Annotated in this window: 19 protein-coding genes and 1 pseudogene; 10 read left to right on the plus strand and 10 right to left on the minus strand. The window is 41.9% G+C overall.

Annotated features, from left to right (window positions below; translation table 11 throughout):
• The first annotated feature begins 89 nt into the window (after positions 1-89).
• Both FTU79_RS12090 and FTU79_RS12095 read left to right on the plus strand, forming a co-directional pair.
• Positions 90-1,265 (plus strand): acetyl-CoA C-acyltransferase, encoded by a 1,176-nt coding sequence (locus tag FTU79_RS12090; RefSeq protein ID WP_180050276.1) that lies wholly within the window; start codon positions 90-92, stop codon positions 1,263-1,265.
• A gap of 206 nt (positions 1,266-1,471) precedes the next feature.
• Complete coding sequence (locus FTU79_RS12095) at positions 1,472-1,921, plus strand: VOC family protein (protein WP_180050279.1); 450 nt, start codon at positions 1,472-1,474, stop codon at positions 1,919-1,921.
• Between the two features lie 70 nt (positions 1,922-1,991).
• Here the strand turns inward: FTU79_RS12095 and FTU79_RS12100 are convergent, their stop codons facing one another.
• The 5 genes from FTU79_RS12100 to FTU79_RS12120 all read right to left on the minus strand — a co-directional run bounded on the left by FTU79_RS12100 (position 1,992) and on the right by FTU79_RS12120 (position 9,496).
• A complete protein-coding gene (locus FTU79_RS12100) occupies positions 1,992-2,477 on the minus strand; it encodes a DUF934 domain-containing protein (RefSeq protein WP_180050282.1) in 486 nt (161 codons plus the stop codon).
• Positions 2,470-4,113, minus strand: coding sequence for a nitrite/sulfite reductase (locus FTU79_RS12105; protein ID WP_180050285.1), 1,644 nt, complete (start codon positions 4,111-4,113; stop codon positions 2,470-2,472). The genes FTU79_RS12100 and FTU79_RS12105 overlap by 8 nt, the downstream gene beginning before the upstream one ends.
• Positions 4,114-4,378: 265 nt before the next feature.
• Positions 4,379-6,784 (minus strand): glucose/quinate/shikimate family membrane-bound PQQ-dependent dehydrogenase, encoded by a 2,406-nt coding sequence (locus FTU79_RS12110; RefSeq protein WP_180050288.1) that lies wholly within the window; start codon positions 6,782-6,784, stop codon positions 4,379-4,381.
• A gap of 170 nt (positions 6,785-6,954) precedes the next feature.
• Entirely contained in the window at positions 6,955-8,157 is a 1,203-nt protein-coding gene (locus tag FTU79_RS12115; RefSeq protein WP_257224307.1) for a carbohydrate porin, read from the minus strand.
• A 217-nt stretch (positions 8,158-8,374) separates the two neighbouring features.
• Positions 8,375-9,496, minus strand: coding sequence for a CaiB/BaiF CoA-transferase family protein (locus FTU79_RS12120; protein ID WP_111885009.1), 1,122 nt, complete (start codon positions 9,494-9,496; stop codon positions 8,375-8,377).
• 210 nt (positions 9,497-9,706) lie between these two features.
• On the opposite strand from FTU79_RS12120, the gene FTU79_RS12125 reads away from it, so the two are divergent.
• The gene (locus FTU79_RS12125; RefSeq protein ID WP_078190094.1) at positions 9,707-10,717 is read left to right on the plus strand and encodes an AraC family transcriptional regulator; all 1,011 of its coding nucleotides are present in this window, start codon (positions 9,707-9,709) and stop codon (positions 10,715-10,717) included.
• A 49-nt stretch (positions 10,718-10,766) separates the two neighbouring features.
• Here the strand turns inward: FTU79_RS12125 and FTU79_RS12130 are convergent, their stop codons facing one another.
• A complete protein-coding gene (locus FTU79_RS12130; RefSeq protein WP_180022851.1) occupies positions 10,767-11,036 on the minus strand; it encodes a hypothetical protein in 270 nt (89 codons plus the stop codon).
• Between the two features lie 206 nt (positions 11,037-11,242).
• Between FTU79_RS12130 and FTU79_RS12135 the strand changes: the two genes are divergently transcribed.
• The 3 genes from FTU79_RS12135 (at position 11,243) to FTU79_RS12145 (ending at position 15,114) form a co-directional block, all read left to right on the plus strand.
• Positions 11,243-12,448 (plus strand): acetyl-CoA C-acetyltransferase, encoded by a 1,206-nt coding sequence (locus tag FTU79_RS12135; protein WP_180050295.1) that lies wholly within the window; start codon positions 11,243-11,245, stop codon positions 12,446-12,448.
• Positions 12,449-12,458: 10 nt separating this feature from the next.
• Entirely contained in the window at positions 12,459-14,591 is a 2,133-nt protein-coding gene (locus tag FTU79_RS12140; protein WP_180050298.1) for a 3-hydroxyacyl-CoA dehydrogenase NAD-binding domain-containing protein, read from the plus strand.
• A gap of 184 nt (positions 14,592-14,775) precedes the next feature.
• Positions 14,776-15,114: a hypothetical protein gene (locus FTU79_RS12145; protein ID WP_180050301.1), complete on the plus strand. Its 339-nt coding sequence runs from the start codon at positions 14,776-14,778 to the stop codon at positions 15,112-15,114.
• Between the two features lie 79 nt (positions 15,115-15,193).
• Here FTU79_RS12145 and FTU79_RS12150 read toward each other — a convergent pair whose 3' ends face one another.
• Both FTU79_RS12150 and FTU79_RS12155 read right to left on the minus strand, forming a co-directional pair.
• Positions 15,194-15,619 carry a GNAT family N-acetyltransferase gene (locus FTU79_RS12150; protein ID WP_257224305.1) on the minus strand — a complete coding sequence of 142 codons (426 nt, stop codon included), beginning with the start codon at positions 15,617-15,619 and terminating at the stop codon, positions 15,194-15,196.
• A gap of 11 nt (positions 15,620-15,630) precedes the next feature.
• Positions 15,631-16,855: pseudogene (locus tag FTU79_RS12155) on the minus strand (SAM-dependent methyltransferase).
• Between the two features lie 107 nt (positions 16,856-16,962).
• Here FTU79_RS12155 and FTU79_RS12160 point away from each other — a divergent pair.
• Both FTU79_RS12160 and FTU79_RS12165 read left to right on the plus strand, forming a co-directional pair.
• Positions 16,963-17,604: a hemolysin III family protein gene (locus FTU79_RS12160; RefSeq protein WP_180050307.1), complete on the plus strand. Its 642-nt coding sequence runs from the start codon at positions 16,963-16,965 to the stop codon at positions 17,602-17,604.
• Positions 17,605-17,749: 145 nt separating this feature from the next.
• Positions 17,750-19,063, plus strand: coding sequence for an MFS transporter (locus tag FTU79_RS12165; protein ID WP_111885003.1), 1,314 nt, complete (start codon positions 17,750-17,752; stop codon positions 19,061-19,063).
• 291 nt (positions 19,064-19,354) lie between these two features.
• Here the strand turns inward: FTU79_RS12165 and FTU79_RS12170 are convergent, their stop codons facing one another.
• Complete coding sequence (locus tag FTU79_RS12170; RefSeq protein WP_180050311.1) at positions 19,355-20,365, minus strand: metallophosphoesterase; 1,011 nt, start codon at positions 20,363-20,365, stop codon at positions 19,355-19,357.
• 104 nt (positions 20,366-20,469) lie between these two features.
• Between FTU79_RS12170 and FTU79_RS12175 the strand changes: the two genes are divergently transcribed.
• The gene (locus FTU79_RS12175; protein ID WP_306669885.1) at positions 20,470-22,089 is read left to right on the plus strand and encodes a phospholipase D family protein; all 1,620 of its coding nucleotides are present in this window, start codon (positions 20,470-20,472) and stop codon (positions 22,087-22,089) included.
• A gap of 43 nt (positions 22,090-22,132) precedes the next feature.
• On the opposite strand, the gene FTU79_RS12180 is transcribed toward FTU79_RS12175, so the two are convergent.
• Positions 22,133-22,957: a 1-acyl-sn-glycerol-3-phosphate acyltransferase gene (locus FTU79_RS12180; RefSeq protein ID WP_180050341.1), complete on the minus strand. Its 825-nt coding sequence runs from the start codon at positions 22,955-22,957 to the stop codon at positions 22,133-22,135.
• Between the two features lie 403 nt (positions 22,958-23,360).
• Between FTU79_RS12180 and hflX the strand changes: the two genes are divergently transcribed.
• A complete protein-coding gene (hflX, locus tag FTU79_RS12185) occupies positions 23,361-24,695 on the plus strand; it encodes a ribosome rescue GTPase HflX (RefSeq protein WP_180050317.1) in 1,335 nt (444 codons plus the stop codon).
• The last annotated feature ends 34 nt before the right edge of the window (positions 24,696-24,729 follow it).

The following is a 24,729-nucleotide window of genomic DNA, read 5'->3' on the forward strand; positions in this document are numbered from 1 at the left end:
AGCCTTTTAAATTTGCTTTATTCCTGTTCAATTTTACTTATACTGCTGACGTATTCAAAAATTAATGTATAAGAAAATGGAGACATGTAATGACTGATATCGTCATCGTGAATGGTGCCCGTACAGCAATGGGTGGTTTTCAAGGGAGTTTAGCCGCTGTCACTGCACCAGAATTAGGCGCAGTTACGATTAAAGCAGCCATCGAACGCGCGGGTTTACAACCGACAGATGTTGAAGAAGTCATTATGGGCTGTGTGCTTCCGGCTGGCCTGAAACAAGGTCCTGCCCGTCAAGCGATGCGTAAAGCCGGTCTTCCAGATTCAACTGGTGCCGTAACCATCAACAAGCTGTGTGGTTCAGGTATGAAGGCCGTGATGCAAGCGGCAGATATGATTAAGGCAGGTTCGGCTCAAGTCGTGGTTGCAGGTGGTATGGAGTCAATGACCAATGCCCCTTATGTTTTGACCAAAGCACGTGCTGGCTACCGTATGGGCCATGGTGATGTTAAAGATCATATGTTCTTAGATGGCCTAGAAGATGCAGAAACGGGCCGACTCATGGGTTCTTTTGCGCAGGATATGGCAAATACCAAAGGCTATACACGTGAACAAATGGATGACTTCGCCATTCGTTCGCTTAAACGTGCACAAACTGCAATTACTGAGGGTTATTTTGCTGACGAAATCGTGCCTGTCACTGTTTCGAGTCGTAAAGGCGATGTGATTATCGATAAAGACGAACAGCCTTTTAACGCTAATATTGAAAAAATTCCAACGCTGCGCCCTGCTTTTGCTAAAGATGGAACAATTACCGCTGCCAATGCCAGTTCTATTTCTGATGGTGCATCTGCTTTAGTTTTAACATCAGCAGATCTAGCTTCAGCAAAAGGTTTAAATCCGCTCGCGAAAATTGTGGCTTATGCATCAAATTCACAGCATCCTTCAGAATTTACCATTGCACCTGTGGGCGCAATTCAAAAAGTTCTAGATAAATCGGGTTGGAATGTTGCTGACGTAGATTTATGGGAAATCAATGAAGCTTTTGCCATGGTCACGATGTGCCCTATTGATGAATTTAAATTAGATGCTGAAAAAGTAAATATCAACGGGGGTGCTTGTGCGCTTGGACATCCAGTTGGTTCTACAGGTTCACGTATTATCCTAACGCTGATCCATGCATTAAAACGTACTGGTGGTAAACGTGGTATTGCAGCGCTATGTATTGGTGGTGGTGAAGCGACTGCTGTGGCGATTGAATTGCTTTAATCCTCTGTAGAGTTCCTTCGCAAAGGGTAATTTAGAGGGAATATTCTTTAATCCTCCCCGAACCCCTCCTTTAATAAAGGAGGGAGACTGAAAATCCCTCTGTAAGAGGGATTTTTTATGCTTACATTTTAGACATAAATTGTTCACATATGGCACAGCAAAGGCTCTTAAAATAAATGTCGACATAATAAAAATGGATGACCTTTATGCAGCTCAATCACTACTTGAATTTTCAAGGCAATACCGAGGCAGCATTTAATTTTTATCGTTCTGTATTTGGTGGAGAGTTCCTCAATGTGATGCGTTATGGTGATATGCCTGCTGAGGAAGGTATTTCACTATCCGATGCAGATCAGCAAAAGATTCTGCATATTTCCTTGCCAATCAATGAATTTACAGTGCTGATGGCCTCAGATGTCAGCGAACAATTTTGTGCACAAACCAACCAACCTTTTACCGTAGGCAGCAATCACTATATTTCGATTAATTTAGAAAGCAGTGAACAAGCTGAAGTCAAACGACTGTTTGATGCATTGTCCAAAGGCGGCTCTATAGAAATGCCTCTCGAAAAGACCTTCTGGGGCGCGTTGTATGGCGCATTTACCGATCAGTTCGGCATTAAATGGATGGTCAATTGCTCGCTTGAAAACGAATAATCACTCATTAAAAGTATTTCGATCAATAAAAAAGCCTCCGAACGGAGGCTTTTTTAATCAATCAAGGTACTTAAGCACCTGTTTGATAATGTGCTTGCGGCACAGCAGTTGAAGCTTGGTATGGATTGGTAAAATCACCTAAGCCAGCAGCAGCTTCAGCAACATCTTTACCTTCTTTCACCACAAAAGTATCGAAACCTGAACGCTTCATGTAGTTCAACACGTCTTTGAATACATCACCTGTCGCACGTAGTTCGCCTTGGAAACCTTGGCGACGTAACAATGCAGCAAATGAATAGCCACGACCATCATTAAAACCGGCAAATTCGATGAAAATGGCATCTAACTGGTCAAGCGGGAATTCATTGGTTTCAGGTGAAGCATCCACCGTTACGAAAAGTGCTTTTTTACCAGTTACATTCGCAAGTTGATCTAACTGCTCAACCGTTAAAACCACGTCACCTTGTGGCAACACACCATCTTCACCAATGACTTGGTAAGTATTGTCTGCAATCGAGCCATCTTTAGAGAGGACTTGTAGTGCTGTATTAAGCATATGCACGCTCCTTAAATGGTTGGATGCCAACACGGCGGTAAGTATCAATAAACTCTTCGCCTTCAGTACGAAGGTCTAGATAAGTATTTAAGATCTCTTCGATGATGTCAGGTACAACTTCAGCTGCAAATGATGGGCCTAAGATGTCACCAATCGATGCATCATGATCGGCATTACCACCCAAAGTGATTTGATAGAACTCAGCACCCTTTTTGTCTACACCTAAAATACCGATGTTACCCACATGGTGGTGACCACACGCATTCATACAGCCAGAGATGTTCAGATCCAATTTACCCAAATTGTAAATGGTGTCTAAATCATCAAAACGACGTGTAATGGCTTCAGAAATTGGAATCGATTTCGCGTTCGCCAATGAACAGAAATCACCGCCTGGGCAGCAAATGATGTCGGTTAAGAAACCGATATGCGCACGTGCAAGATTGTGTTGATCAAGGATTTTCCATAGATCAAACAAATCTTTTTGCGGTACATCTACAAGTGCAATGTTTTGCTCATGTGTGGTACGGAACTCACCAAAGGTATATTTGTCAGCTAAGTCAGCAATTAGGTTCATTTCTTCAACGGTCATATCGCCCGGCGCAATACCCGCACGTTTCAGAGAAATCGTAACGATGCGATAACCTTTGACTTTATGTGCATTGGTGTTGATGTTGAACCATTGTTTAAATTTCGGCTCTGCGGCAAATTGCTCTGCAAAATCTTCATCTGCATAATCTTGGTAATCAAATGGTGTGAAGTTCTCATCCATTTTCGCCAAGGTATCTGCATCGATTTTTAATGTTTTGATGGTATGTGCAAATTCAGCTTCCACTTTCTCTGCAAATACTTCTGGTGTTAATGCTTTCACCAAAATTTTGATACGTGCTTTATATTTGTTATCACGACGACCGTGTAAGTTGTATACACGAAGTACCGCTTCTAAATAAGCAATCAAATCTTCACGTGGCAAGAAGTCACGAATAAAGCTACCAATCACTGGGGTACGGCCTAAACCACCACCAACTTTGATTTTATAGCCAATCTCGCCTGCTTCATTTTTCACGATATACACACCGATATCATGGAAAGACGTTGCCGCACGATCAGTTTCTTCCAGTGCTGAAACTGCAATTTTGAACTTACGTGGCAAGAAAGCGAATTCTGGGTGGAAAGTTGACCATTGACGAATCAATTCACACGTTGGACGTGGGTCAGCAATTTCACCTGCAACCACACCTGCATATTGGTCAGTTGTGGTGTTACGAATACAGTTACCCGAAGTTTGAATCGCATGCATTTGAACAGATGCGAGCTCTTGTAACATATCAGGCACATTTTCTAGTGCAGGCCAGTTAAACTGAATGTTTTGACGAGTAGATACGTGCGCATAACCACGGTCATAGTCCTGAGCCAATGACGCAATTTTACGTAATTGTTTAGAATTCATCAGGCCATAAGGTACTGCAATACGTAGCATCGGTGCATAACGTTGTACATAAAGGCCGTTTTGAAGACGCAGTGGACGGTATTCATCTTCCGTCAATTTACCTGCTAAATAACGTTCCGTTTGATCACGGAACTGTGCAACACGTTCATTAACCAGTTGCTGGTCAAAATCAGTATATAAATACATGGCGTACAGCTAGTAATTTCTATTATAACAATGCACAGCATAACGAGATTTTATCTATCAAGAAAATGCGTTTTTTACATATTTAATAGCGATTTTATTGATAAGACTGTCGCAATTTCACTGATATAGCGGATTTCGGTCCTTTACTTTTTATTTATTAATATATTGAATTATTTTTCTATTACTTAGCATAAATTTACATAAAGAATTTCAGCTAATAAAAAGCCCGATAAATCGGGCTTTTTATTTAGCGATGTAAAATCACTTATTTTTTATCTGGTAAAGCATACGCAACAAGGTAATCACCAAGTTTTGTACCAAATGAACCATGACCACCAGCCATGATCACAACATATTGTTTACCATTTGCTTCATAAGTCATTGGAGTCGCTTGACCACCTGCTGGTAGACGACCTTCCCACAAAGTATCACCATTCGTTACATTGATTGCACGGATATAGTTATCTTGTGTTGCGCCTACAAACATGACATTACCAGCAGTCGAGATTGATCCACCAAGACCCGGTACACCAATTTTCACAGCAGGTAATTGGAACAATTTCGGTAAACTATCACGAATTGTACCAATACGTTTTTTCCAGACCACTTCATGTGTATTTAAATCTACACCTGCAGTAAAGCCCCATGAAGGTTGTTTACAAGGTAAGCCAAGTGGTGACAAGAAGGCTTTGATTTCCACACCATAAGGTACGCCATACATCGGTTGCACGCCTTGTTCAGTACCCGCACCTTTCGCAGTTTGCTCACGGTTTGGATCTGTAGGAATCAACTTAGTCACAAATGGCAAGCCAATTGGGTTCATCACAGCAACTTGACGGTCTTGGTTCACCGACATACCACCCCATTCAAATACCCCAAGGTTACCTGGGAATACCAATGTGCCATTTTCAGAAGGTGGTGTATAAATACCGTCGTAGTTTAATGATTTGAAATACACACGACACATCAACTGGTCAAACATAGTGGCACCCCACATTTGTTTATCAGTTAATTTATCTTTTGGTGCTAAATCAAAATCAGAGAACGGTTGAGTTGCAGAATAATGCTCACCTTTAGTTTGTGGACCACGTTTTACAGTTTGTGGAACTGCTTTTTCGGTGATTGGCACAATCGCTTTACCGGTACGACGGTCAAGGACGAATGCATTACCTGTTTTGGTTAAGACATAGATCGCTGGAACAATATTACCTGATTTATCTTTGATATCTGCCAATGAAGGTTGTGATGGTACATCCATATCCCACAAATCATGATGTGTGGTTTGGAAATTCCAAATTAATTTACCTGTTGATGCATTTAATGCCAACATTGAGTTTGCATAGCGTTCATCTAATGGCGTACGGTGACCACCAAAAATGTCTGGTGTGCCTACACCTGTTGGCACATAAACGATGTCAAGTTTTTCGTCATATGCTAAAGGTGCCCATGCATTCGGTGAGGCTACAGAGTATTTTTGACCTTCACTTGGCATGGCATTTGGATCTTGCGCCCCTGTATCAAAGATCCACAATAATTCACCAGTATTAACATCATAACCACGGATGACACCAGATGGCTCTTTAGTCGAGAAGTTATCAGTTGTTGAACCGCCAATCACAATGGTTGTGCCAGTAACCACTGGAGGTGAAGTTGGGATATAACCGCCCGGATACGGATAAGGCATATCTTTTTGTAGATCGACTTCGCCGTTATGACCAAAATCACTACATGCTTTACCTGTGTCAGCATTGACTGCAACCAAACGACCATCATTTACAGGCAAGATCACTTTGCGCGGACATTCAGTAGAAGTCGAGCGTTTGTTCTCTAAGCTTTTTGCAAACTGAGTGGTATTTGCTGCGTCAAAATAAGACACACCACGACATGTTAAATGTTGATAGGTATTGTCCGCTTTAAGTTTAGGATCGAATGCCCATTTTTGTTTACCTGTCGCAGGATCAAGTGCAATTAAACGTTGGTGAGTTGTACACATAAACATGTCATTGCCGACTTTAATCGGAGTGACTTGGTTTGTGGTTTCACCTGAGTCGTTTTCTGTTGGTAACTCACCTGTACGGAAAGTCCATGCTACTTCTAAATCTTTAACGTTGTCGCTATTGATTTGGGTGAGTGGAGAATAACGTACACCACCTTGTGTACGACCATAGGCAGGCCAATCTTCAGGAGCAATACCCTCAATCGCTTTGGCTGTTTGAGGTTGTGCATTTTTAATTTCACCGTGAATTTCTTGCGGATCATTAAAAATTGAATAGATCATCACGATAATCGCAATCACCAGTGTGCCTGATAATGTAATTTTCGCAGTTTTGCCATTTTCCATACCGCGTGTCACGGCAGGAATCAGTAACCAAAGGCCCAATAAGCCTAAAATATCAAAACGCGGTGCAAGTGCCCAAAAGTCAGAACCTGCCTCCCAAAGTCCCCAAATCACTGTACCCAGCATCAACGCTGCATAAATGTATAAAGAACTGTTTTGAATTTTTCTTAAGTATATTGCTGAAGCCAGCATTAACAGGCCGGCGATAATGTAGTACCAAGAACCGCCAAGGACTGCCAGCCAGATACCACCAATCAATAGAACTAAGGCGAAAATTGCCATCACAACGACGGTAAATGTTCGCATCCCAGTTCCGGTAGATGGGTTGCTCATGTTGACCACCTCTATTGTCGAATGTTGTATTTGGTGCGTGAAACACATTCAACACACCACCGTTTTTATGTCGCAAAGAGAAGTTGTTACAAAAACAATTCAAGGGGAAATATCGTAATTTTTCTCAGAATTACCGAAGTGCTTTTATAAGAACTCTAATTGGACATCAATTAAAATGCTGTTTGAAATTTGATACCGCCAACCCACGCATTCTCACCATTTTTGTAAGCACCGACGTGACGGATATATTGAATATTAGGACGAATAGTTAACCAGTTTGTTGCATGGATGCCGTAATAAATTTCGGCATCGTATTCTTCACTACGACCATCATTGAGGTCATCATTAATGCTGATACGACCTAAACCAATCGCAATTTCATCCTGAGGACGTGCATCGAATGCACCTTTGTAGACCAAGCCAATGTTTTGCATATCACTCACATTGTTGGTGTCTGAGTCATGCACGGTGACATTCACAAAACCGCTTAAGCCACGTGAAGCATCGTCTTTGTGTGCTGTCAGTTGTTGTTTCGCCACAATCCAACCACCTTGATGGTGATCTTTTTCATTTACTGGGCTATCAATGACATCGGCATCAGCGGTACTGTAGTAGTAACCTGCACGGTATTCACCCGGTAGCTTTTGTGTCCCCACTTTTGGCGTCCACACCACTTCAGCAGGAATAATCGCACCTTTAGAACCATCAGTACTCAAGTTCCAACCTTTACCACGTTTTAGATTTTCAGGGTTGTATTCATAAACCCCGACTTGTGCGTAGAGTTCAGGCTGAATGTTATATTTCACGCGAGCAGCCCATTGGCTGACTGGCCAGTTGTACCATTGGTCACCGACCCAGTTACCCACTTGTGAACCACAAAGTGCTAAGTTTTGAAAGTCACAGTCAAAGCTGTTGAAATCTTCACCTTCACCGAAACGACCGACTTTAATATCTAATTTTTGATCTAAGAATTTTTTCTTGATCCAAAAATCAGTCAAACGCCAAGTTTGACCACGACCCCACACTTCTTGTGTTGCACTTAAATGACCATTTAATGCATCTGAAGTTTGAGACAATGAACGACCATTACGTTCAGTGATATTGATTTGCGCTTCGGTATCTTTCCAACCCGCAATTTTTTCTAAATCGAGATGTGCCCCGATCGCGAATTGGTCCGCATATTCAGTGCCATGACCAGAAGCATGCTTTGCATCTAACAAAGTGGCTAATTCGCCACCATAACTAAAACTAAAATCGTAACCTTTCTGTTGAAGCGCTGTTCGTTGACCGTTCCAATCACCGAACATCCATGGGCTTTCAGAACTGAAAGCATCTGCAGTAGTTGCCGCTTGGGTTGCTGAACCCGCAAGCATTATGCCGAGGCTAAGATATAAAGATCCAAGTTTACTCACAGCTATTTTCATTTGGAGACCTATATACCAATTGTGTTAATAGCTCATATAATAATCTCACATTTGTATAATTTATTTATTTTTTTGTTAACAACTCTCAATATTTACATAGATGTTTATCTAATTAAGAGATTTTAAAAGGTTTTATTGTTTAACTTATCACCTTTTTTTATACCTTTCATAACCAATTATCCGCACCTAAAGTTTTACCCACATGGGTATAAATCAATGCTGATCTAGAAAATTTAATCGGACATGCCAGTTGAGTTTGTGTCATTGTGTCGCCTTCTTGTAGCGGAACTTCAACACACCAATGCCGCTCTTGGGCCAATTGTGAATTTAGAGCTTCGTCCAAACTTAAAACTGGTTCCACACAGACATCTTGAGAGGCAAAAATCTTTTTCCACTCAGCCCATGTTTTGGTTAGTATTTTTCGGGCAATTGCATGCTTAATTTCAGTCTGGTCTTGCGGATCAAATGACATGCCTTGCGTTGCTAAAGCGGGTAAATCTAGAATTTGCGCCAATCCATGTAAAAACTGTGGCTCCAAACCACCTATAGACAGATAACGACCATCTTGGGTTCGATAATAGTCATAGAAACTTCCGCCATTCAGATGTGCCGTCTCTGCCGCGGTTACCGCATTGGCAGCCAATACGCCAGCTGCAGCCATATTGTTCAATGCGACAGCGCAATCGGTCATGGAAATATCAATATATTGTCCTAAGCCGCTACGGTAACGCTCAATCACCGCAGCTAAGATGCCAGTAATCGCATGCATTGATCCGCCTGCCACATCGGCGATTTGAATCCCCATCGGTGGCGGGCCACTATCTTGACGTCCGCTATGACCTGAAATACCCGATAAAGCCAAGTAGTTGATGTCATGCCCTGCACGGTCTTTGTAGTGCCCAGTTTGACCATAACCCGTAATCGAGCAATAAATAAGTCGCGGATTAATTTCGGCCAAAACTGCATAATCCAAACCCAAGCGTTGCATGACACCTGGACGAAATTGTTCTACCACAATATCAAAATCTGAAATTTTGGCTTTGATCAATTCAATACTTTTCGGATCTTTTAAATCCAATGCGATGGATTGTTTATTGCGATTTAAATAACTATGCGCTGTGGCTTGCCCATTGGCATAAGGTGGCATCAAACGAACTAGATCGGGACGCGTCGGTGACTCAATATGCACAACTTCCGCACCCATGTCAGCCAAATACAAGGTCGCAAATGGCCCTGGGAGTAATGTCGAAAAGTCGAGTACTTTCAATCCTTTTAAAGCTGCTTCCATGGATATTTTTCTCTAATTGTGTAGATTTTTTATCCATGGTAGAAATATAAAATGATTAAAACAATGTCATGTTCAGCCATTTACCTTGATAGTTTCGGCAATTTACCATGTAAAAATGGCAAAACCGCTGTTGTAAATTGCCATGATTTCTTTTTTTAGCGTCATTTAGGTCAAACATTTGTGAACATTAAAGAGACTGAAGGATTAAACATGAGTCGTGATACGATCAGTATCCATTTCGTCAACGCAGCCTTAACTGGTGTGAAACGTCTCGGCATGGATGTCGAAACTTTATTGTCTCATGTTGGCATTGAGGCTGAACTTCTACGCCAACCCAAAGCCCGTATTTCACCTGAACAATACACACGTTTTATTAAAATGTTGTGGATGGTGACCCAAGACGAACATGTCGGTTTTGATATTCAACCGCGCCGCTTGGGTACTTTTGCCATTATGTGCCAATTGATTATTCATGCAAAAACCCTTGGTGATGCACTTGAATTGTCTTCGCAGTTCTACAAACTGTTTGGTGATGAATGGTCAGTGACACTAGAACGTGATAAACACGAAGCACGTTTAGTTCCTCAAATTCCAAAATCTATGGACCCAGACCATTTCATTACAGAAAGTATGCTGATGATTTGGCATGGTCTCGCTTCTTGGTTGATTGAACGTCGTCTGCCTTTAGAACGCGTACACTTCGGTTATGAACGTCCTGAACATGCTGACGAATATGATGCCTTGTTTTTTGCACCTGTCATGCAGTTTGATACACCACGAACTGAAATTACATTTGCAGCGGATTATTTAGATTTACCCATTCGTCAAAACGAAGAAACGCTTGAAGAATTCTTAAAAGCGGCTCCTGCACAGTTATTGGTTAAATTTAAAAATACCAATTCATTAACGTCTCGTATCCGTGATGTGCTGAAGAGTCAAATTGGCGAAGAAATGCCAACCTTGAACGATGTTGCTTCAATGCTGTATCTATCGCCACAAACACTTCGTCGTCGTTTAGCCGCTGAAGGTAAGAGCTACCAAGGTGTGAAAGATGCCTTACGTCGAGATGCTGCAATTCACTTATTGCTTAATCCAGACTTAACGCTTGAAGATGTTGCACAGCAAGTCGGCTTTAGTGAAACCAGTACTTTCCACCGTGCATTTAAAAAGTGGACCGGTGTAACACCAGGCCTATACCGCCAATTACATGGTTATCACTAAGCATCATTCAAAACTAGCATTCTCTAAAACCTGATCTCGATCAGGTTTTTTATTTCGGAAAATCTGCGCGTTGTTTTTGACAAAGCAATGGATCGACAGGCGTAATCACTCGTTTGCCATCCTGTATCCGATACATTTCTGCCTTGGTCACATGATCATTTCGATCATACTCACAGGCTAAGCCGCCAGTCCCTTCATCTGAAGGATGAATGCCATAGATCATATAAATATAAAAACCGATCAAGCATACAAAACCTAAGCAGCCTGCAAAAACAAGCCAAGCCAGACCTTTCAACACTCGCTTCACATTTTTATGCATAAGCAGATCTTCAATATGTACTGAATCGATAGCAACTGATCTTAACCGATCCTCGCTTTCAATGTGCAGGTTGATTTTTATCTTATTCAGCAGCAAGCGTTGACCAAAAATATCAAACGACTCGCCCGTTCTCATCATTGCACCGGCTTGATTAATCCGTACACTCAAAAAACCAATAAAAATTTATAGATCATAGGGACAGGATTATGAGCGAGGCTTACATCATTGATGCCATTCGCACACCGCGCGGCAAAGGAAAAAAAGACGGTTCACTGCATGCCGTTAAACCCATCAGCCTACTGACCGGTTTATTGAACGAATTGCAAAACCGCCATCAATTTGACACCGCTGCAGTAGACGACATTGTACTGGGCTGTGTAACTCCAATTGGTGACCAAGGCGCAGACATTGCCAAAACCGCAGCCATTGCAGCAGGTTGGGACAATGATGTAGCAGGCGTTCAAATCAACCGTTTTTGTGCATCAGGTTTAGAAGCTGTGAATATGGCAGCGCAAAAGGTCCGCTCTGGCTGGGAAGACCTTGTGGTGGCTGGCGGTGTAGAGTCGATGTCTCGTATGCCGATGGGCTCAGATGGCGGTCCTTGGGCGCTTGACCCTGAAACCAATATGGCCTGTGACTTTATTCCACAAGGCATTGGAGCCGATTTAATTGCCACCATTGACGGTTACAGCCGAGCAGATGTGGATGCCTTTGCAGCCAACTCTCAGCAAAAAGCCGCAGCAGCTCAAGCCAATGGTTATTTTGACCAATCTGTCGTTCCTGTTAAAGACAAAGCAGGCGTGACAGTTTTAGCCAAAGATGAATTTATTAAACCAACGACCACAGCAGAAGGCTTAGGCAAGCTCAACCCAAGTTTTGCCATGATGGGACAAATGGGCTTTGATGCCATTGCCTTGCAAAAATATCCTGAAGTCGGCGCAGTCAACCATGTACACCATGCAGGGAATTCATCTGGCATCGTTGATGGTGCTGCCGTAGTATTGCTTGCCTCTGAAAAAGCGATCAAAGAACAAGGCCTAAAACCGCGTGCCAAAGTGCTTGCCACTGCATTGGTGGGTGCAGACCCAACCATTATGCTGACTGGCCCTGCACCTGCTGCACGTAAAGCCTTAGCCAAAGCTAACTTAACCATTGATGATATTGACCTATTTGAAGTGAACGAAGCTTTTGCAGCAGTCGTGATGCGTTTTATTACCGAACTCAAGGTTGATCCTACCAAAGTCAATGTGAATGGCGGTGCAATTGCATTAGGACATCCGCTGGGTGCAACAGGCGCCATGATTTTAGGCACCCTGATGGATGAACTAGAACGCCAAGGTAAAAAACGCGGTTTAGCGACCTTGTGTGTCGGTGGCGGTATGGGTATCGCAACGATTATTGAGTTGGTATAAGGAGACTAAAATGAGCGCAATTCAATTTGAAAAAAATGCCGACAATATCGTCATTTTAACTTTAGATTCTCCAAACCAATCTGCCAACACCATGAATGCAGACTTCCGTGCTGCACTGGCTGAAACGGTAGACAAACTGCAAGCAGATGAAAATATTGCAGGGATTATTTTCCGTTCCGCAAAAAAAACCTTCTTTGCCGGTGGCGACTTAGACGAACTGATTCAAGCTACACCTGAGCATGCGACAGAATTCTTCAATATGATTGAAGAGATGAAAGCCAAACTGCGTTATATCGAAACCCGTGGCATTCCTGTTGTAGCAGCCTTAAATGGTACAGCGCTTGGCGGTGGCTGGGAGTTAGCTCTTGGCTGTCATTATCGAATCGCCCTTAATGATGCTAAGGCAAAATTTGGCTTACCTGAAGTAACCTTAGGTTTACTGCCGGGTGGTGGCGGTATTGTACGTATGGTACGTTTATTGGGTCTGCAAAATGCATTTCCGCTCTTGATGGAAGGCAAACAAATTGGTGTCGAAAAAGCCAAATCATTGGGGCTGATTCAAGACACTGCAGATAGCCTTGAAGAATTGATGGACAAAGCCATTGCGTGGGTCAAAGCCAATCCAAAATCACAACAGCCCTATGATGTAAAAGGCTATAAAATTCCGGGTGGTACGCCATCGACTCCTGCTGTGGCGCAAATGCTCGCCATTGCCCCTGCTATGCTGCGTGACAAAACCAAGGGCTGTTACCCTGCACCCGAAGCCATTATGTCGGCTGCGGTTGAAAGCGCTCAAGTCGATGTCGATACGGCGCTCACGATTGAATCACGTTATTTTACTTACCTTGCAACCGGTCAAATTTCTAAAAACATGATCGGCACCTTCTGGCATGGTCTAAATGCTATCAAATCAGGTGCAAGCCGTCCAAAAGACGTCGCGAAATGGCAAGCCACCAAAGTTGGTATTTTAGGCGCAGGCATGATGGGTGCAGGCATCGCTTATGCCACAGCATCAAAAGGCATTGCAGTTGTACTCAAAGATGTTTCTGTTGAAGCTGCTGAAAAAGGCAAAGCCTATAGCCAAAAACTGCTAGATAAAAAAGTTTATCACGGCCGTTTAAGTGTAGAAAAACGAGATCAAGTTTTAGGCCTGATTCAGGCCACTGCAGATGCTGCCGACTTACAAGGCTGCGACTTGATCATTGAAGCTGTATTTGAAAATGTCGAATTGAAAGCCAAAGTGACGCAAGAAACAGAAACCTATTTGGCAGATGGCGGTATTTTTGCATCCAATACCTCAACCTTGCCAATTTCAGGCTTAGCCAATGCATCTCAAGATCAAGCTAAATTTATCGGTCTGCATTTCTTTAGCCCTGTCGATAAAATGCAATTGGTCGAAATAATTAAAGGTAAAAACACGTCAGCTGAAACCTTAGCCAAAGCCTATGACTATGTACAGCAAATTGGCAAAACACCAATTGTGGTGAATGACAGTCGCGGCTTCTTTACCAGCCGTGTCTTTGGCACTTTTGTACAAGAAGGTTTACGTCTACTGTCTGAAGGCGTACACCCTGCCCGCATTGAAATGGCAGCGCTAAAAGCCGGCATGCCTGTAGGTCCATTGGCCATTCAAGATGAAGTGTCTTTAACACTCTCTGAACATGTCGCGGCCGAGACACGTAAAGCCTTGCAAGCTGAAGGCAAAGACCTGCCTCGCTCAGGTGCGGATGAGGTGATTCAGACAATGATTCATGAGTTTGGCCGTAAAGGTAAAGCTGCGGGTGCAGGTTTTTATGAATATCCTGAAGGCGGTAAAAAGCACCTCTGGGAAGGCTTGAGTAAATGGCAGAAAGATAATGCTATTTCTGAACAGGAAATGATTGACCGCTTCCTATTTGTACAGTCGCTCGATACGCTGCGCTGCCTAGAAGAAGGCGTACTTGAATCAACAGTAGATGGTAATGTCGGTTCAATCTTCGGGATTGGTTTTGCCCCTTGGACAGGTGGTGCACTTCAATTTTTAAATCAATATGGTTTGGAAAAAGCGTTACTTCGTGCCAATACACTAGAAGCAAAATATGGCGAACGCTTCAAAGCACCGCAATTGCTGAAAGACAAAGTGGCGAAAGCTGAGAAGATTTAATTATTCATTTTGAGCATGCAAATTTTGCTGTTCAATCACATCAAAAGGAGCTTCGGCTCCTTTTAATTTTCCTTCGCATTCGCGTGTTTGCAAACAAGTCTAGATTTTACGCGAACTCTCATCTGTTTTATGTTATAAAGTAACAAGTTTTTTGATTTCTTTTTATCCGATTGAGTAGCTTGTTATGACAGATCATACTTCTCCTGAAAAATCACCATGGGGCTGGAAAGCACTGATTATCTTCTGTATTTTAGGTGCGCTATTCATGGGTATTTTCTGGCTTGCTGTGACCAATGAACCAGACTATATGCCGAGCCAACAGAAAAAAGACAATACTCAACAGCATGCATTTAAAAATGCCCCTGTGATGTCAGAAGAAGCGTTGAAAAAGGCGCAAGCTGATCAAGCAGCTCGTGAAGCTTCTGCGCCGACTGCAGCAGATATGCATATGACCGAAGAACAACATGCACATATGGATGACATGAGCCCTGAACCTACTCCATCGAATGATCATGGTAACTAAGCTTTGACCCAATCTATGCAAATAAAAAACGCTTAAAATATTAAGCGTTTTTTATTTATAGCTGTCCAATTTTACGTATTTAAGCCAAAGCCATATACATATCTTGATGCGGAATACCACAATCTAAATATTCATCACCTTCAACAACAAAACCTAAAGCTGCATAAAACGGTATAGCATGCACTTGTGATGATAGTTTTAAATATTCACGTTGCTCTAATTTCGCTTGTTCGATGATAGCTTGCATCAAGATTTTACCAATACCCTGACCGCGATGAGCCTTTAAAACAGCAACACGACCTATACTGTTATTTTTCAACAAACGTGCAGTTGCAATAGCTTTCATCCCATCATGAACAATAAAATGCAGTGAAATCGCATCTTCTGCATCCCATTCATCTTCGGGCGATATCTGCTGTTCTAAAATAAAGACCTGTTCACGTATCGGCCGAGCTGCAGATGCCAGTTGCTCCCACGGACCAAATTGAATATTTAACTGCTGCATCCCTTCATCCTTTAGCATTTACAGCCAATATCTTGCTGGTCCCATTGATCATTCAACAATAATTCTAACGAATGCTTTTGAATGCCATACATGTCTTTTAAAGCTTGGATCTGCGCCAATACCGCTTGATCAGGTTCGACATAGTCTGCACGTTTGGTTGCCAAGATCATTTTATTTTTACTGGTATGTTCAAGTGCCACAAATTCAAAGACTTTGGTTTCATAACCATATGCTTTCAATAAAAGTGCACGAATCGTGTCGGTTAGCATTTCTGCTTGCTGGCCGGCATGAATGCCAAATTGCAACATCGGTGCAAGTACTTGCGGCGCTTTCAATTGCGGACGCAGTTCTTTATGACAACACGGCGCACACATGATCATTTGCGCATTTAATCGAATACCGGTATGAATCGCAAAGTCCGTTGCCACATCACAGGCGTGCAGCGCAATCATGACATCTAAGCGCTCAGGCGCATATGTACGCACATCGCCTTGGAAAAAATCGAGTTTGCTAAAATTCGACTGCTGCGCAACGCTTTGGCAAAATTCCACCATTTTCGGATTCAGCTCAACCCCTGTCACTTTAGGCACTTGCTGGTGTTTTGCTAAATAATCATATAGTGCAAAAGTCAGATAGCCTTTACCTGAACCAAAATCCACGACATGTAGAGATTGATCGGTCTCTTTGATCTGACTTAAAGCACCTGAAAAAAATTTCTACAAATTTATTAATTTGTTTCCATTTACGCGCCATGCTCGGAATAATTTGTGCTTTGGCATCCGTAATGCCCAATGGCTGTAGAAAGAAACTGTCTTGATCGACATAGCGATGTTTTGCTCGATCATGCCCTTGCTGCTCCGTAGGATTTTTCCCTAAAGCAGGCTGCTTTTTGCTAATGCTTAGCATGGCTTTCTTTTTATTTTTCTTAAGCTGAATTTCTTCATCTAAGGTCATCAGGTTGGCTTGCTTACAACAACTCAATAAACTTTCGACTTGTTGATATGCAGATGCGATTGGATAATTTTTGGTGATATCTTGAGTTTTGTAACGATATAAACAGCTGAGAAATGACTCACCTTGCAGCGAAATGACTCGCAAGGTCATTTTTTCTAATTGCTCTAATTCACCTTTATACTGACTCAAGATCATGCGATCAAAACGCTGTGTTTCAATGGCTTGCTGAAAGGCTGCTAAAAATTGCTGCTCTTGCGTAGAGGGAGAAGCCAAAGATGACATAATATAAACCTAGATAAATTTGCAAAACAATTTTAAATCTTCTTACACCAAAAGCAAAATTGAATTACTATACACTTGTATATTTAAATTATTATAAAAGATACGTTATGAATGCTCCCCACCTTTTAGCTTATGACCCAGCTGAAGAAAGACTGAATTTCTATACCCATGCTTTCGGTGCAGCGTTGTCTGTCATTGCAGGTATCCTATTGATTTTAAAAGGATCATACCTTCAAACTGGACAATGGCTTGCACTTTGGGTGTATGCATTCAGTATGCTGTTATTGTTTTCAGCCTCGAGTCTATATCACTTCGCAGAATCTCCTGAGCGCCGTGGTTGGTACAAAAAACTCGACCATACCGCAATCTATTATTTAATTGCAGGTACTTATACCCCGTTTCTGGCAATCGCACTGCCTACCGCAAAAGCGCATTATTTACTCATTGCACTGTGGGTTATTGCCGCTATTGGAACACTATTCAAATTAATTTTCATTCATCGTTTTCAAAAGATTTCGTTGATTGCTTATTTGGTGATGGGATGGCTTGCAGTACTGGTAATGGATGATATGCAACGCTTTTTATCTGATCAAGCTTTAACCTACCTGATCATTGGCGGGCTATCTTATACAATCGGTGCATTGTTTTATGCCTTAAAAAAGGTAAGATATACACACGCTATCTGGCATATTTTTGTATTGATAGGTGCAGGATCACATTTCCTGTCGATTTATCTCTACGTGATATAACCCACTGACACTGCATTCTTTAGTGACCCTAATTCCGCAGTCCGTAAGTTGGTATTTCGTATTTTTTTAAGAAATTACGCCTTTTTTAAAAAGATTACGCTTTTAAAACTAAGTTCAATTATTTTTAGTAAGTGTAAGGTCCACCATGGCGTCTTCAAGTGCTGCTGCCACTGAACAGCAACCAACAAATTCAAAATTCCGCGTACTTACAGCAAGTCTTGTAGGTACCACAATCGAATTCTTCGATTTCTACATCTATGCAACTGCGGCTGTAATTATCTTCCCGCATCTGTTCTTCCCTGCAAGTACAGATCCAACAACCGCAACGATTCAATCTCTAGCAACGTTTGCGATTGCCTTTATTGCTCGCCCGATTGGTGCAGCATTCTTTGGCCATTTAGGTGACCGTATCGGTCGTAAAGCCACATTAGTTGCCGCTCTCCTCACCATGGGGATTTCTACAGTATGTATCGGCTTGCTTCCAACCTATGCTCAAATTGGTATCGCTGCTCCGCTCATGCTTGCACTTTGTCGCTTAGGTCAAGGTCTGGGTTTAGGTGGTGAATGGTCAGGTGCCGTGCTACTTGCAACTGAAAATGCGCCAGAAGGCAAACGTGCTTGGTATGGTATGTTCCCTCAATTAGGTGCGCCAATCGGCTTTATTCTTGCAACAGGCTCATTCTTGACCTTAGGTCACTTCATGTCTGAAGCTGAGTTTATGCAATGGGGTTGGCGTATTCCATTCATTGCAAGTGCGCTATTGGTTATTGTCGGTCTGTGGATTCGTTTAAAATTACATGAAACACCAGCGTTCCAAAAAGTATTGGATAAGCAAAAAGAAGTAAATATTCCGTTCAAAGAAGTGATCACTAAGCACTGGGGGATGTTAATTCTCGGTACGATTGCCGCGATTTGTACATTTGTAGTGTTCTACTTAACCACAGTATTCGCTTTACAATGGGGTACAACCCAGCTTGGTTACACACGTGAAGAATTTTTAAAACTTCAACTGGTTGCCACACTTTGTTTTGCTGCCTTCATTCCACTTTCTGCTGTATTTGCTGAAAAATTTGGTCGTAAAACGACTTCGATTGCGGTATGTGTTGTATCTGCATTGTTTGGCTTAGTCTTCTCAAGCATGCTTGAGTCTGGCAGTACTGCGATGGTGTTCTTATTCCTATGTATCGGTCTTGCGATCATGGGTTTAACCTATGGTCCAATTGGTACAGTATTGTCTGAAATCTTCCCAACGTCTGTACGTTACACAGGTTCAGCTTTAACCTTTAACATGGCAGGTATTTTTGGTGCATCTTTCGCACCACTGATCGCAACTAAACTTGCAACTGGCTATGGTTTATATGCAGTAGGTTACTACCTAACTGCGGCATCAATCCTTTCATTGATCGCGTTCTTAATGATTCGCGAAACCAAAAATGATGATGTGAATAATCAGGTTTAATCTGCACATAATAAAAAAGCCAGCACCTATTGCTGGCTTTTTTATGTCTCAAATGGAGTCAATGACCTGATTAGCTACTCTATAGTTGACATCACTTCGATTTTATTCATGAATGCAGCTTAGATCCAACTGAGCAATACACATCATCTGTTCCAAGACACGGTCATTCACTTAATTTCAAACAGCAAATGAATGGCACGATTCAATTTTATTAACCAAACAAGGCCTGTAGCTCTACATCAAGAAGAACATTCACCAAACCGTTTAGCGATAATGAACGGTAGTTTTTGATTAAACCAACTCGATAATATCAATGGTCGGTGGCACAAGAAAACGGAAAGGTACCCCAACCATGCCCGTACCAACAGTGACAAAGACATCTGCATTGTCATGCTGATATAGCCCTTTTTTATGGCCTAAAATCGACACTTTTTTCATTACATAATCGGTCAACCAAGGCAGTTGTACCTGCCCGCCATGGGTATGACCCGACAACATCAATGGTCGTCCGGGAAGTTTAGGTACCATATCGACGGTATCTGGATTATGCGACAAAATGATCCAAGGCTTATCTTGTGGCAATTCTGGCAAATAGCGCATATCGGCTTTACCTGCCCACAAATCCCCAACACCTAATAAACGAAACTCATTAAACTCAACCACTTGCCCTTCGATATCCACCACATGATTACTTTCTAATGCATGTTTTAACAGCGCTTGAATAGGCGGACCGGGATATTGCTCATCATGATTACCATTCACCGAATAAATTGGAGCAATAATTTTTTTCAGTACAGCCAATTCTTCAGCTAACTTATTTTCTGGCTCGTAAGTCCAATCCCCTGCAACCACGACCAAATCAGGATTTTGCGCATTGATTTTATCGACGATCATTTTTAACTGACGTTCATGACCTGAAAATAAACCAATGTGTAAATCACCAATTAAGGCAATGCGTACAGGCTTTAATAATTGTCGTGTTTCATGCAATTGATATTGACATTTTTTCACCTGAATCATGTGCGGCTCGATAAATCGGGCATAGCACAAAAGCCCCGTAACAGCACCGACAAAAATCGCTTCATGTAGTGAATAATAGCCACTCCAGCCTGCATAAAAGCTAAAGAAGAATAAAGGGATAAGTAAATACGAGAGATAAAACGCCAACAAATGTACGAAGGCTTTAAACGGATGAATCGTTTCCGTGCGCGACTGGCTTAACCAAGCTTGGGATATTGCCCAAACGCCCAGCACAGCCAACCCGATATAAAAATACATCACTACGGAATCTAATTCCCACATACATTTGCTCTACAATTTGCCTAACGAGAAAACTCGGTCACTATATTTATCTTTTCACAGCTGACACTTATACTCAAATCAAATTTTTTAGTATGTCTAACAGTATGAACTCAGCTACACTGAAACAGCAAAATTTGTCCTTCATACATAACCACACTAAGGTGGTTTTGCTGAGTTGTAGCCTTGTTGTGACTTTATCTGCATGTAGTACCTTGCCTAAACAGCAAACTCAACCTGTGGAATATGCCTTTAATACTCCCACTGACGATACTAGCCTTGCTAAAATTGTGCTGCCGTTACGGGAACAAAATCCTAACTTAACTGGTTATCATGTTCTATATGACCCATTAGAAGCCTTAGCGGCTCGAATCGAACTGATCAATAAAGCCGAAAAAAGTTTAGATCTACAATACTATATTTGGGATAACGACAAAATTGGTGCTTTGGCCCTGCATGCCATGATCAAAGCTGCAGATCGTGGGGTGAAAATTCGTTTATTGGTCGATGACAACAATGCCAAAAAAATGGAAGGCATTTATATGGCACTCGACCAACATGCCAATATTGATGTCAAACTGTATAACCCGTACCGCTTCCGACATTTCCGCCCTGTCGATATGGTACTGGATCTAAAACGCATCAACCGTCGTATGCACAACAAAAGCTTTATTGCAGACAATCAAATTGCTCTGATTGGTGGTCGCAATATGAGTAACCAATACTATAACGTCAGTGATAACTATCAATTTTCCGATGTCGACGTCATGTTGGTCGGTGCGGCATCCGATGAAATCATCCATTCTTTTGACGAATATTGGAATGATGATTATGCCTTTCCAGTACGTCAATTGGTCAATCCACGCCACTATAGTTTGCGCTTTGACAGTCTCAAACAACAACTCGATGACTATAACCAAGAAGCCACTGTGGTCAATTATTTGGACTTAGCTAACCGTTCACATGCCTTTGATGATTGGCTCAACAATAAAATCCAATTTGATTGGGTCAAAGCCGAAGTGGTCAAAGATTCCCCGAGCAAAATCAAATCTAAAGCCAAAAAAGAAGAGCACCTCAACTTTCAGCTCCTCAACCGTTTAGATAAACCGGAACAAAGTGTCGATATCGTTTCAGCCTACTTTGTCCCAGAAAAAAAAGGGGCTGAACGCCTAAAAAACCTTCGTGCAGATGGCGTAAAAGTCAGAGTCTTGACCAACTCATTCCAGGCCAATGACGTACCATTGGTTCATGCTTTTTATAGCAAATATCGTCAAGATCTCTTGGAACACGACGTTCAACTCTATGAATTTCTCTCTAGACCTGATGCAGAAAACCTCAACACCAATACCAAAGAGTTGGCGGAAAAATCTAAAGTTAGTCTAAAAGGTTTAAGCCGTTCAAGCCTGCATGCCAAACTGATGGCAATTGATGAAAAACAAGTCTTTATCGGCTCATTTAACTTTGATCCACGTTCAGCATATTTAAATACTGAAATTGGGGTATTACTAAATAGTCCGCGTTTAGCCAAAGCCGTCCACTACACCATGGATGAAAATTTAAGTAAATATGCCTATAAGTTAGTGCTCAATGCAGACCAACAGATCAATTGGAAAATTAAGCTGTCAAATGGTCAAACGCGTATTTATCCACGTGAACCGAAAATCAAGTGGTGGCAAAAAGCGGGGGTGAAATTTATCTCTTGGTTGCCGCTCGAAGGCTTTATGTAAGGATTGTGCTGCAAAGGCATCCCCTGCAGCCTGTATCATTAAATTATTTAGCTTCAACTGGAACTGGCGCTTTAAGAACTTTAGCTTGAAGCTCTGCTAATCCCTGATTCATTTTTTGCTGCACTTCTTGTGTCAGACTGTCAACAGTATGACCTGCCGAATCAATTGCGGGCAATGTCATCAGATGCGCGGTGACATTCGGCATTTCTAAGACATTTTTGACATGTCGATCAAAGCTAATGTCTCCGACATAGGGTGCAATATTGTCTAGTTCACCATCTTGATTTACATAGCAAATTAAACAAATTTGGACTGGGCGTTCGGCTTCAATCGCCGCACCTAAAATACGACCATGAATTTTTTTAATTTTGCTGCCATCTGAAGTGGTGGCTTCTGGGAAAAAGAGTACCGGCGTATCTTGTTTTAAGAAGCCCGTAATTTGTTCTTTAATTTTAATCGAGTCGCCAGAGCCACGCTTAATAAATAAGGTGCCACCGCCTTTCGCCAAATTACCCAGCACTGGCCATTTTTCAATTTCAGCTTTCGCCAAAAAGAATACACGTGCGCCAGAACCTAAAACTGCCACGTCTAACCATGAAATATGATTACTTACCCAAAGGGCTGGTTGTCGTGGAATTTCACCATGCACTTTGACTTCAAGGTTGAATACTTTGCATAACTTGCGACAAAAATACTGCACATAGCGAGTATTTTGCGGGTTATTCGGGTCTTTATACAATTGATGACGATAAACCAAATAAAAACCCTGCGTCACGGCAACAGCTGCTGCACCGACTTTTTTACAATACAAATAAAATTTTGAAAACACATTAATTTGCGGTGTATTGACGATTTGAGGTTGATTCATAAACGGTTCACTAAAATGACACGGTGCCACAATTTGGCGTAAATTTTCATCATCATATACCGAAGACAGTTTTTTTGCATTGATCATAAAAACCGAAGTCGAAGATAATATTTTCCTATTTTAATCGTTTTTAAAAATCAAATATCATTTTTATATCGGTTTTAAAGGTTATGTATTATGAATCACTCACATTCGGACAATCCTTCTATTTCGTCATGGCAAGCTTTAAAAGCCATTGCTGGTTTTTCACTGATATATATGAGTGTGCTTTTTTTACTGGCACTAAGCTTTCTCTAATTGAACAGCAGGTCATATAGCAGCTTAGCCATTAATCCCTCACTTAGATTAACCCTCGCACTCCATTTTCGCCTAAAATGAATCTTTAAACAGGAGTGTGTGCTGAGTGGAAAATTTAAATCAACATCAAGCGAGCGGTGAACGCGTAATTTTAGTCAGCGTGGCAGTACAAATGCTCGCAGACCTTGATGCCGAAGAATTCCACTTACTGGCTCAATCTGCAGGTGCCAATATTCTGCAACATGTGCATGCTCAACGTATTAAACCTGATGCCAAATTATTTATTGGCTCAGGGAAAGCTGAAGAAATTGCCGAAGTGGTTGCAGAACATGAAGCCGAATTGGTCATTTTTGACCATGCCCTCACCCCTGCCCAAGCACGTAATCTAGAACGCATCATGCGATGTCGTGTGGTCGATCGCACAGAACTAATTTTAGATATTTTTGCCCAACGCGCACGTACCTATGAAGGTAAATTGCAAGTTGAATTGGCCCAATTACAACATATGGCTTCACGACTGATTCGTAGTCGTGGCGATCTCGATAGCCAAAAAGGCGGAATTGGCTTACGTGGCCCTGGCGAAACTCTGCTGGAAACAGACCGTCGTCTACTCAAGCTCCGTATGGGACAACTCAAAGCGAAACTTGAGAAAGTCCGCCAAACACGTATGCAAGGCCGTGTGGCACGTCAAAAAGCCGCTGTTCCAACTGTTTCATTGGTGGGTTATACTAATGCGGGTAAATCGACCTTATTTAATAATTTAGCGAAAAGCGATGTCTATGCAGCAGACCAACTGTTTGCGACACTTGATCCGACCCTACGCCGTCTACATTGGGATGGTATCGGCAACTTGGTGCTCGCCGATACTGTAGGGTTTGTGCGTAATTTATCGCACTCATTAGTCGAGTCGTTTAAAGCCACCTTAGAAGAAACGTTAGAGGCGACCTTATTGTTACATATCATTGACTCCAGCAGTCCGGACATGATGGAACAAATTGAGGCTGTCGAAAAAGTACTGAAAGAAATTGGTGTCGATGTTCCGATTCTGCGCGTTTATAACAAAATTGATGTCAGTGGCGAAGATCCTAAAATCATCTATGGCAAGCCACATCAGCCGGAACGTGTTTATGTCTCTGCGCATAGTGGTAAAGGTTTACCCTTATTACGCCAAGCGGTTCAAGAATGTTTAATGGGACAAATTCAAAGCTTTGAAGTCCATCTAAAACCGGCTTATGGTAAATTAAGAACACAACTGTATGCGCTCAATGTGATCCAAAATGAAAGTTATGATGAACAAGGCAACTTAATTTTGCATGTCATCATTGCGCCGCATAAGTTAGAACAACTGATTAAACAGGCGCATTTACCCATTGATGAAATTTTGGGAACACGTGCGCAACAATTCCAACGTCCTCTTGAAGAATTTGAAATTAAAGATTAAATCGGTTAAAACTTGATTTGTATAATTTTAACGA

The sequence above is a fragment of the Acinetobacter sp. YH12144 genome (genome assembly GCF_013418345.1).
Classification (GTDB): Bacteria; Pseudomonadota; Gammaproteobacteria; order Pseudomonadales; family Moraxellaceae; genus Acinetobacter; species Acinetobacter amyesii.

What these genes read in the sequence shown, in the direction of transcription:
- FTU79_RS12090 (WP_180050276.1), top strand. Translation starts at nt 90, where the DNA reads ATGACTGATATCGTCATCGTGAATGGTGCCCGTACAGCAATGGGTGGT.
- FTU79_RS12095 (WP_180050279.1), top strand. Translation starts at nt 1,472, where the DNA reads ATGCAGCTCAATCACTACTTGAATTTTCAAGGCAATACCGAGGCAGCA.
- FTU79_RS12100 (WP_180050282.1), bottom strand. Translation starts at nt 2,477, where the DNA reads ATGCTTAATACAGCACTACAAGTCCTCTCTAAAGATGGCTCGATTGCA.
- FTU79_RS12105 (WP_180050285.1), bottom strand. Translation starts at nt 4,113, where the DNA reads ATGTATTTATATACTGATTTTGACCAGCAACTGGTTAATGAACGTGTT.
- FTU79_RS12110 (WP_180050288.1), bottom strand. Translation starts at nt 6,784, where the DNA reads ATGAGCAACCCATCTACCGGAACTGGGATGCGAACATTTACCGTCGTT.
- FTU79_RS12115 (WP_257224307.1), bottom strand. Translation starts at nt 8,157, where the DNA reads ATGCTTGCGGGTTCAGCAACCCAAGCGGCAACTACTGCAGATGCTTTC.
- FTU79_RS12120 (WP_111885009.1), bottom strand. Translation starts at nt 9,496, where the DNA reads ATGGAAGCAGCTTTAAAAGGATTGAAAGTACTCGACTTTTCGACATTA.
- FTU79_RS12125 (WP_078190094.1), top strand. Translation starts at nt 9,707, where the DNA reads ATGAGTCGTGATACGATCAGTATCCATTTCGTCAACGCAGCCTTAACT.
- FTU79_RS12130 (WP_180022851.1), bottom strand. Translation starts at nt 11,036, where the DNA reads ATGCATAAAAATGTGAAGCGAGTGTTGAAAGGTCTGGCTTGGCTTGTT.
- FTU79_RS12135 (WP_180050295.1), top strand. Translation starts at nt 11,243, where the DNA reads ATGAGCGAGGCTTACATCATTGATGCCATTCGCACACCGCGCGGCAAA.
- FTU79_RS12140 (WP_180050298.1), top strand. Translation starts at nt 12,459, where the DNA reads ATGAGCGCAATTCAATTTGAAAAAAATGCCGACAATATCGTCATTTTA.
- FTU79_RS12145 (WP_180050301.1), top strand. Translation starts at nt 14,776, where the DNA reads ATGACAGATCATACTTCTCCTGAAAAATCACCATGGGGCTGGAAAGCA.
- FTU79_RS12150 (WP_257224305.1), bottom strand. Translation starts at nt 15,619, where the DNA reads ATGCAGCAGTTAAATATTCAATTTGGTCCGTGGGAGCAACTGGCATCT.
- FTU79_RS12160 (WP_180050307.1), top strand. Translation starts at nt 16,963, where the DNA reads ATGAATGCTCCCCACCTTTTAGCTTATGACCCAGCTGAAGAAAGACTG.
- FTU79_RS12165 (WP_111885003.1), top strand. Translation starts at nt 17,750, where the DNA reads ATGGCGTCTTCAAGTGCTGCTGCCACTGAACAGCAACCAACAAATTCA.
- FTU79_RS12170 (WP_180050311.1), bottom strand. Translation starts at nt 20,365, where the DNA reads ATGTGGGAATTAGATTCCGTAGTGATGTATTTTTATATCGGGTTGGCT.
- FTU79_RS12175 (WP_306669885.1), top strand. Translation starts at nt 20,470, where the DNA reads ATGAACTCAGCTACACTGAAACAGCAAAATTTGTCCTTCATACATAAC.
- FTU79_RS12180 (WP_180050341.1), bottom strand. Translation starts at nt 22,957, where the DNA reads ATGAATCAACCTCAAATCGTCAATACACCGCAAATTAATGTGTTTTCA.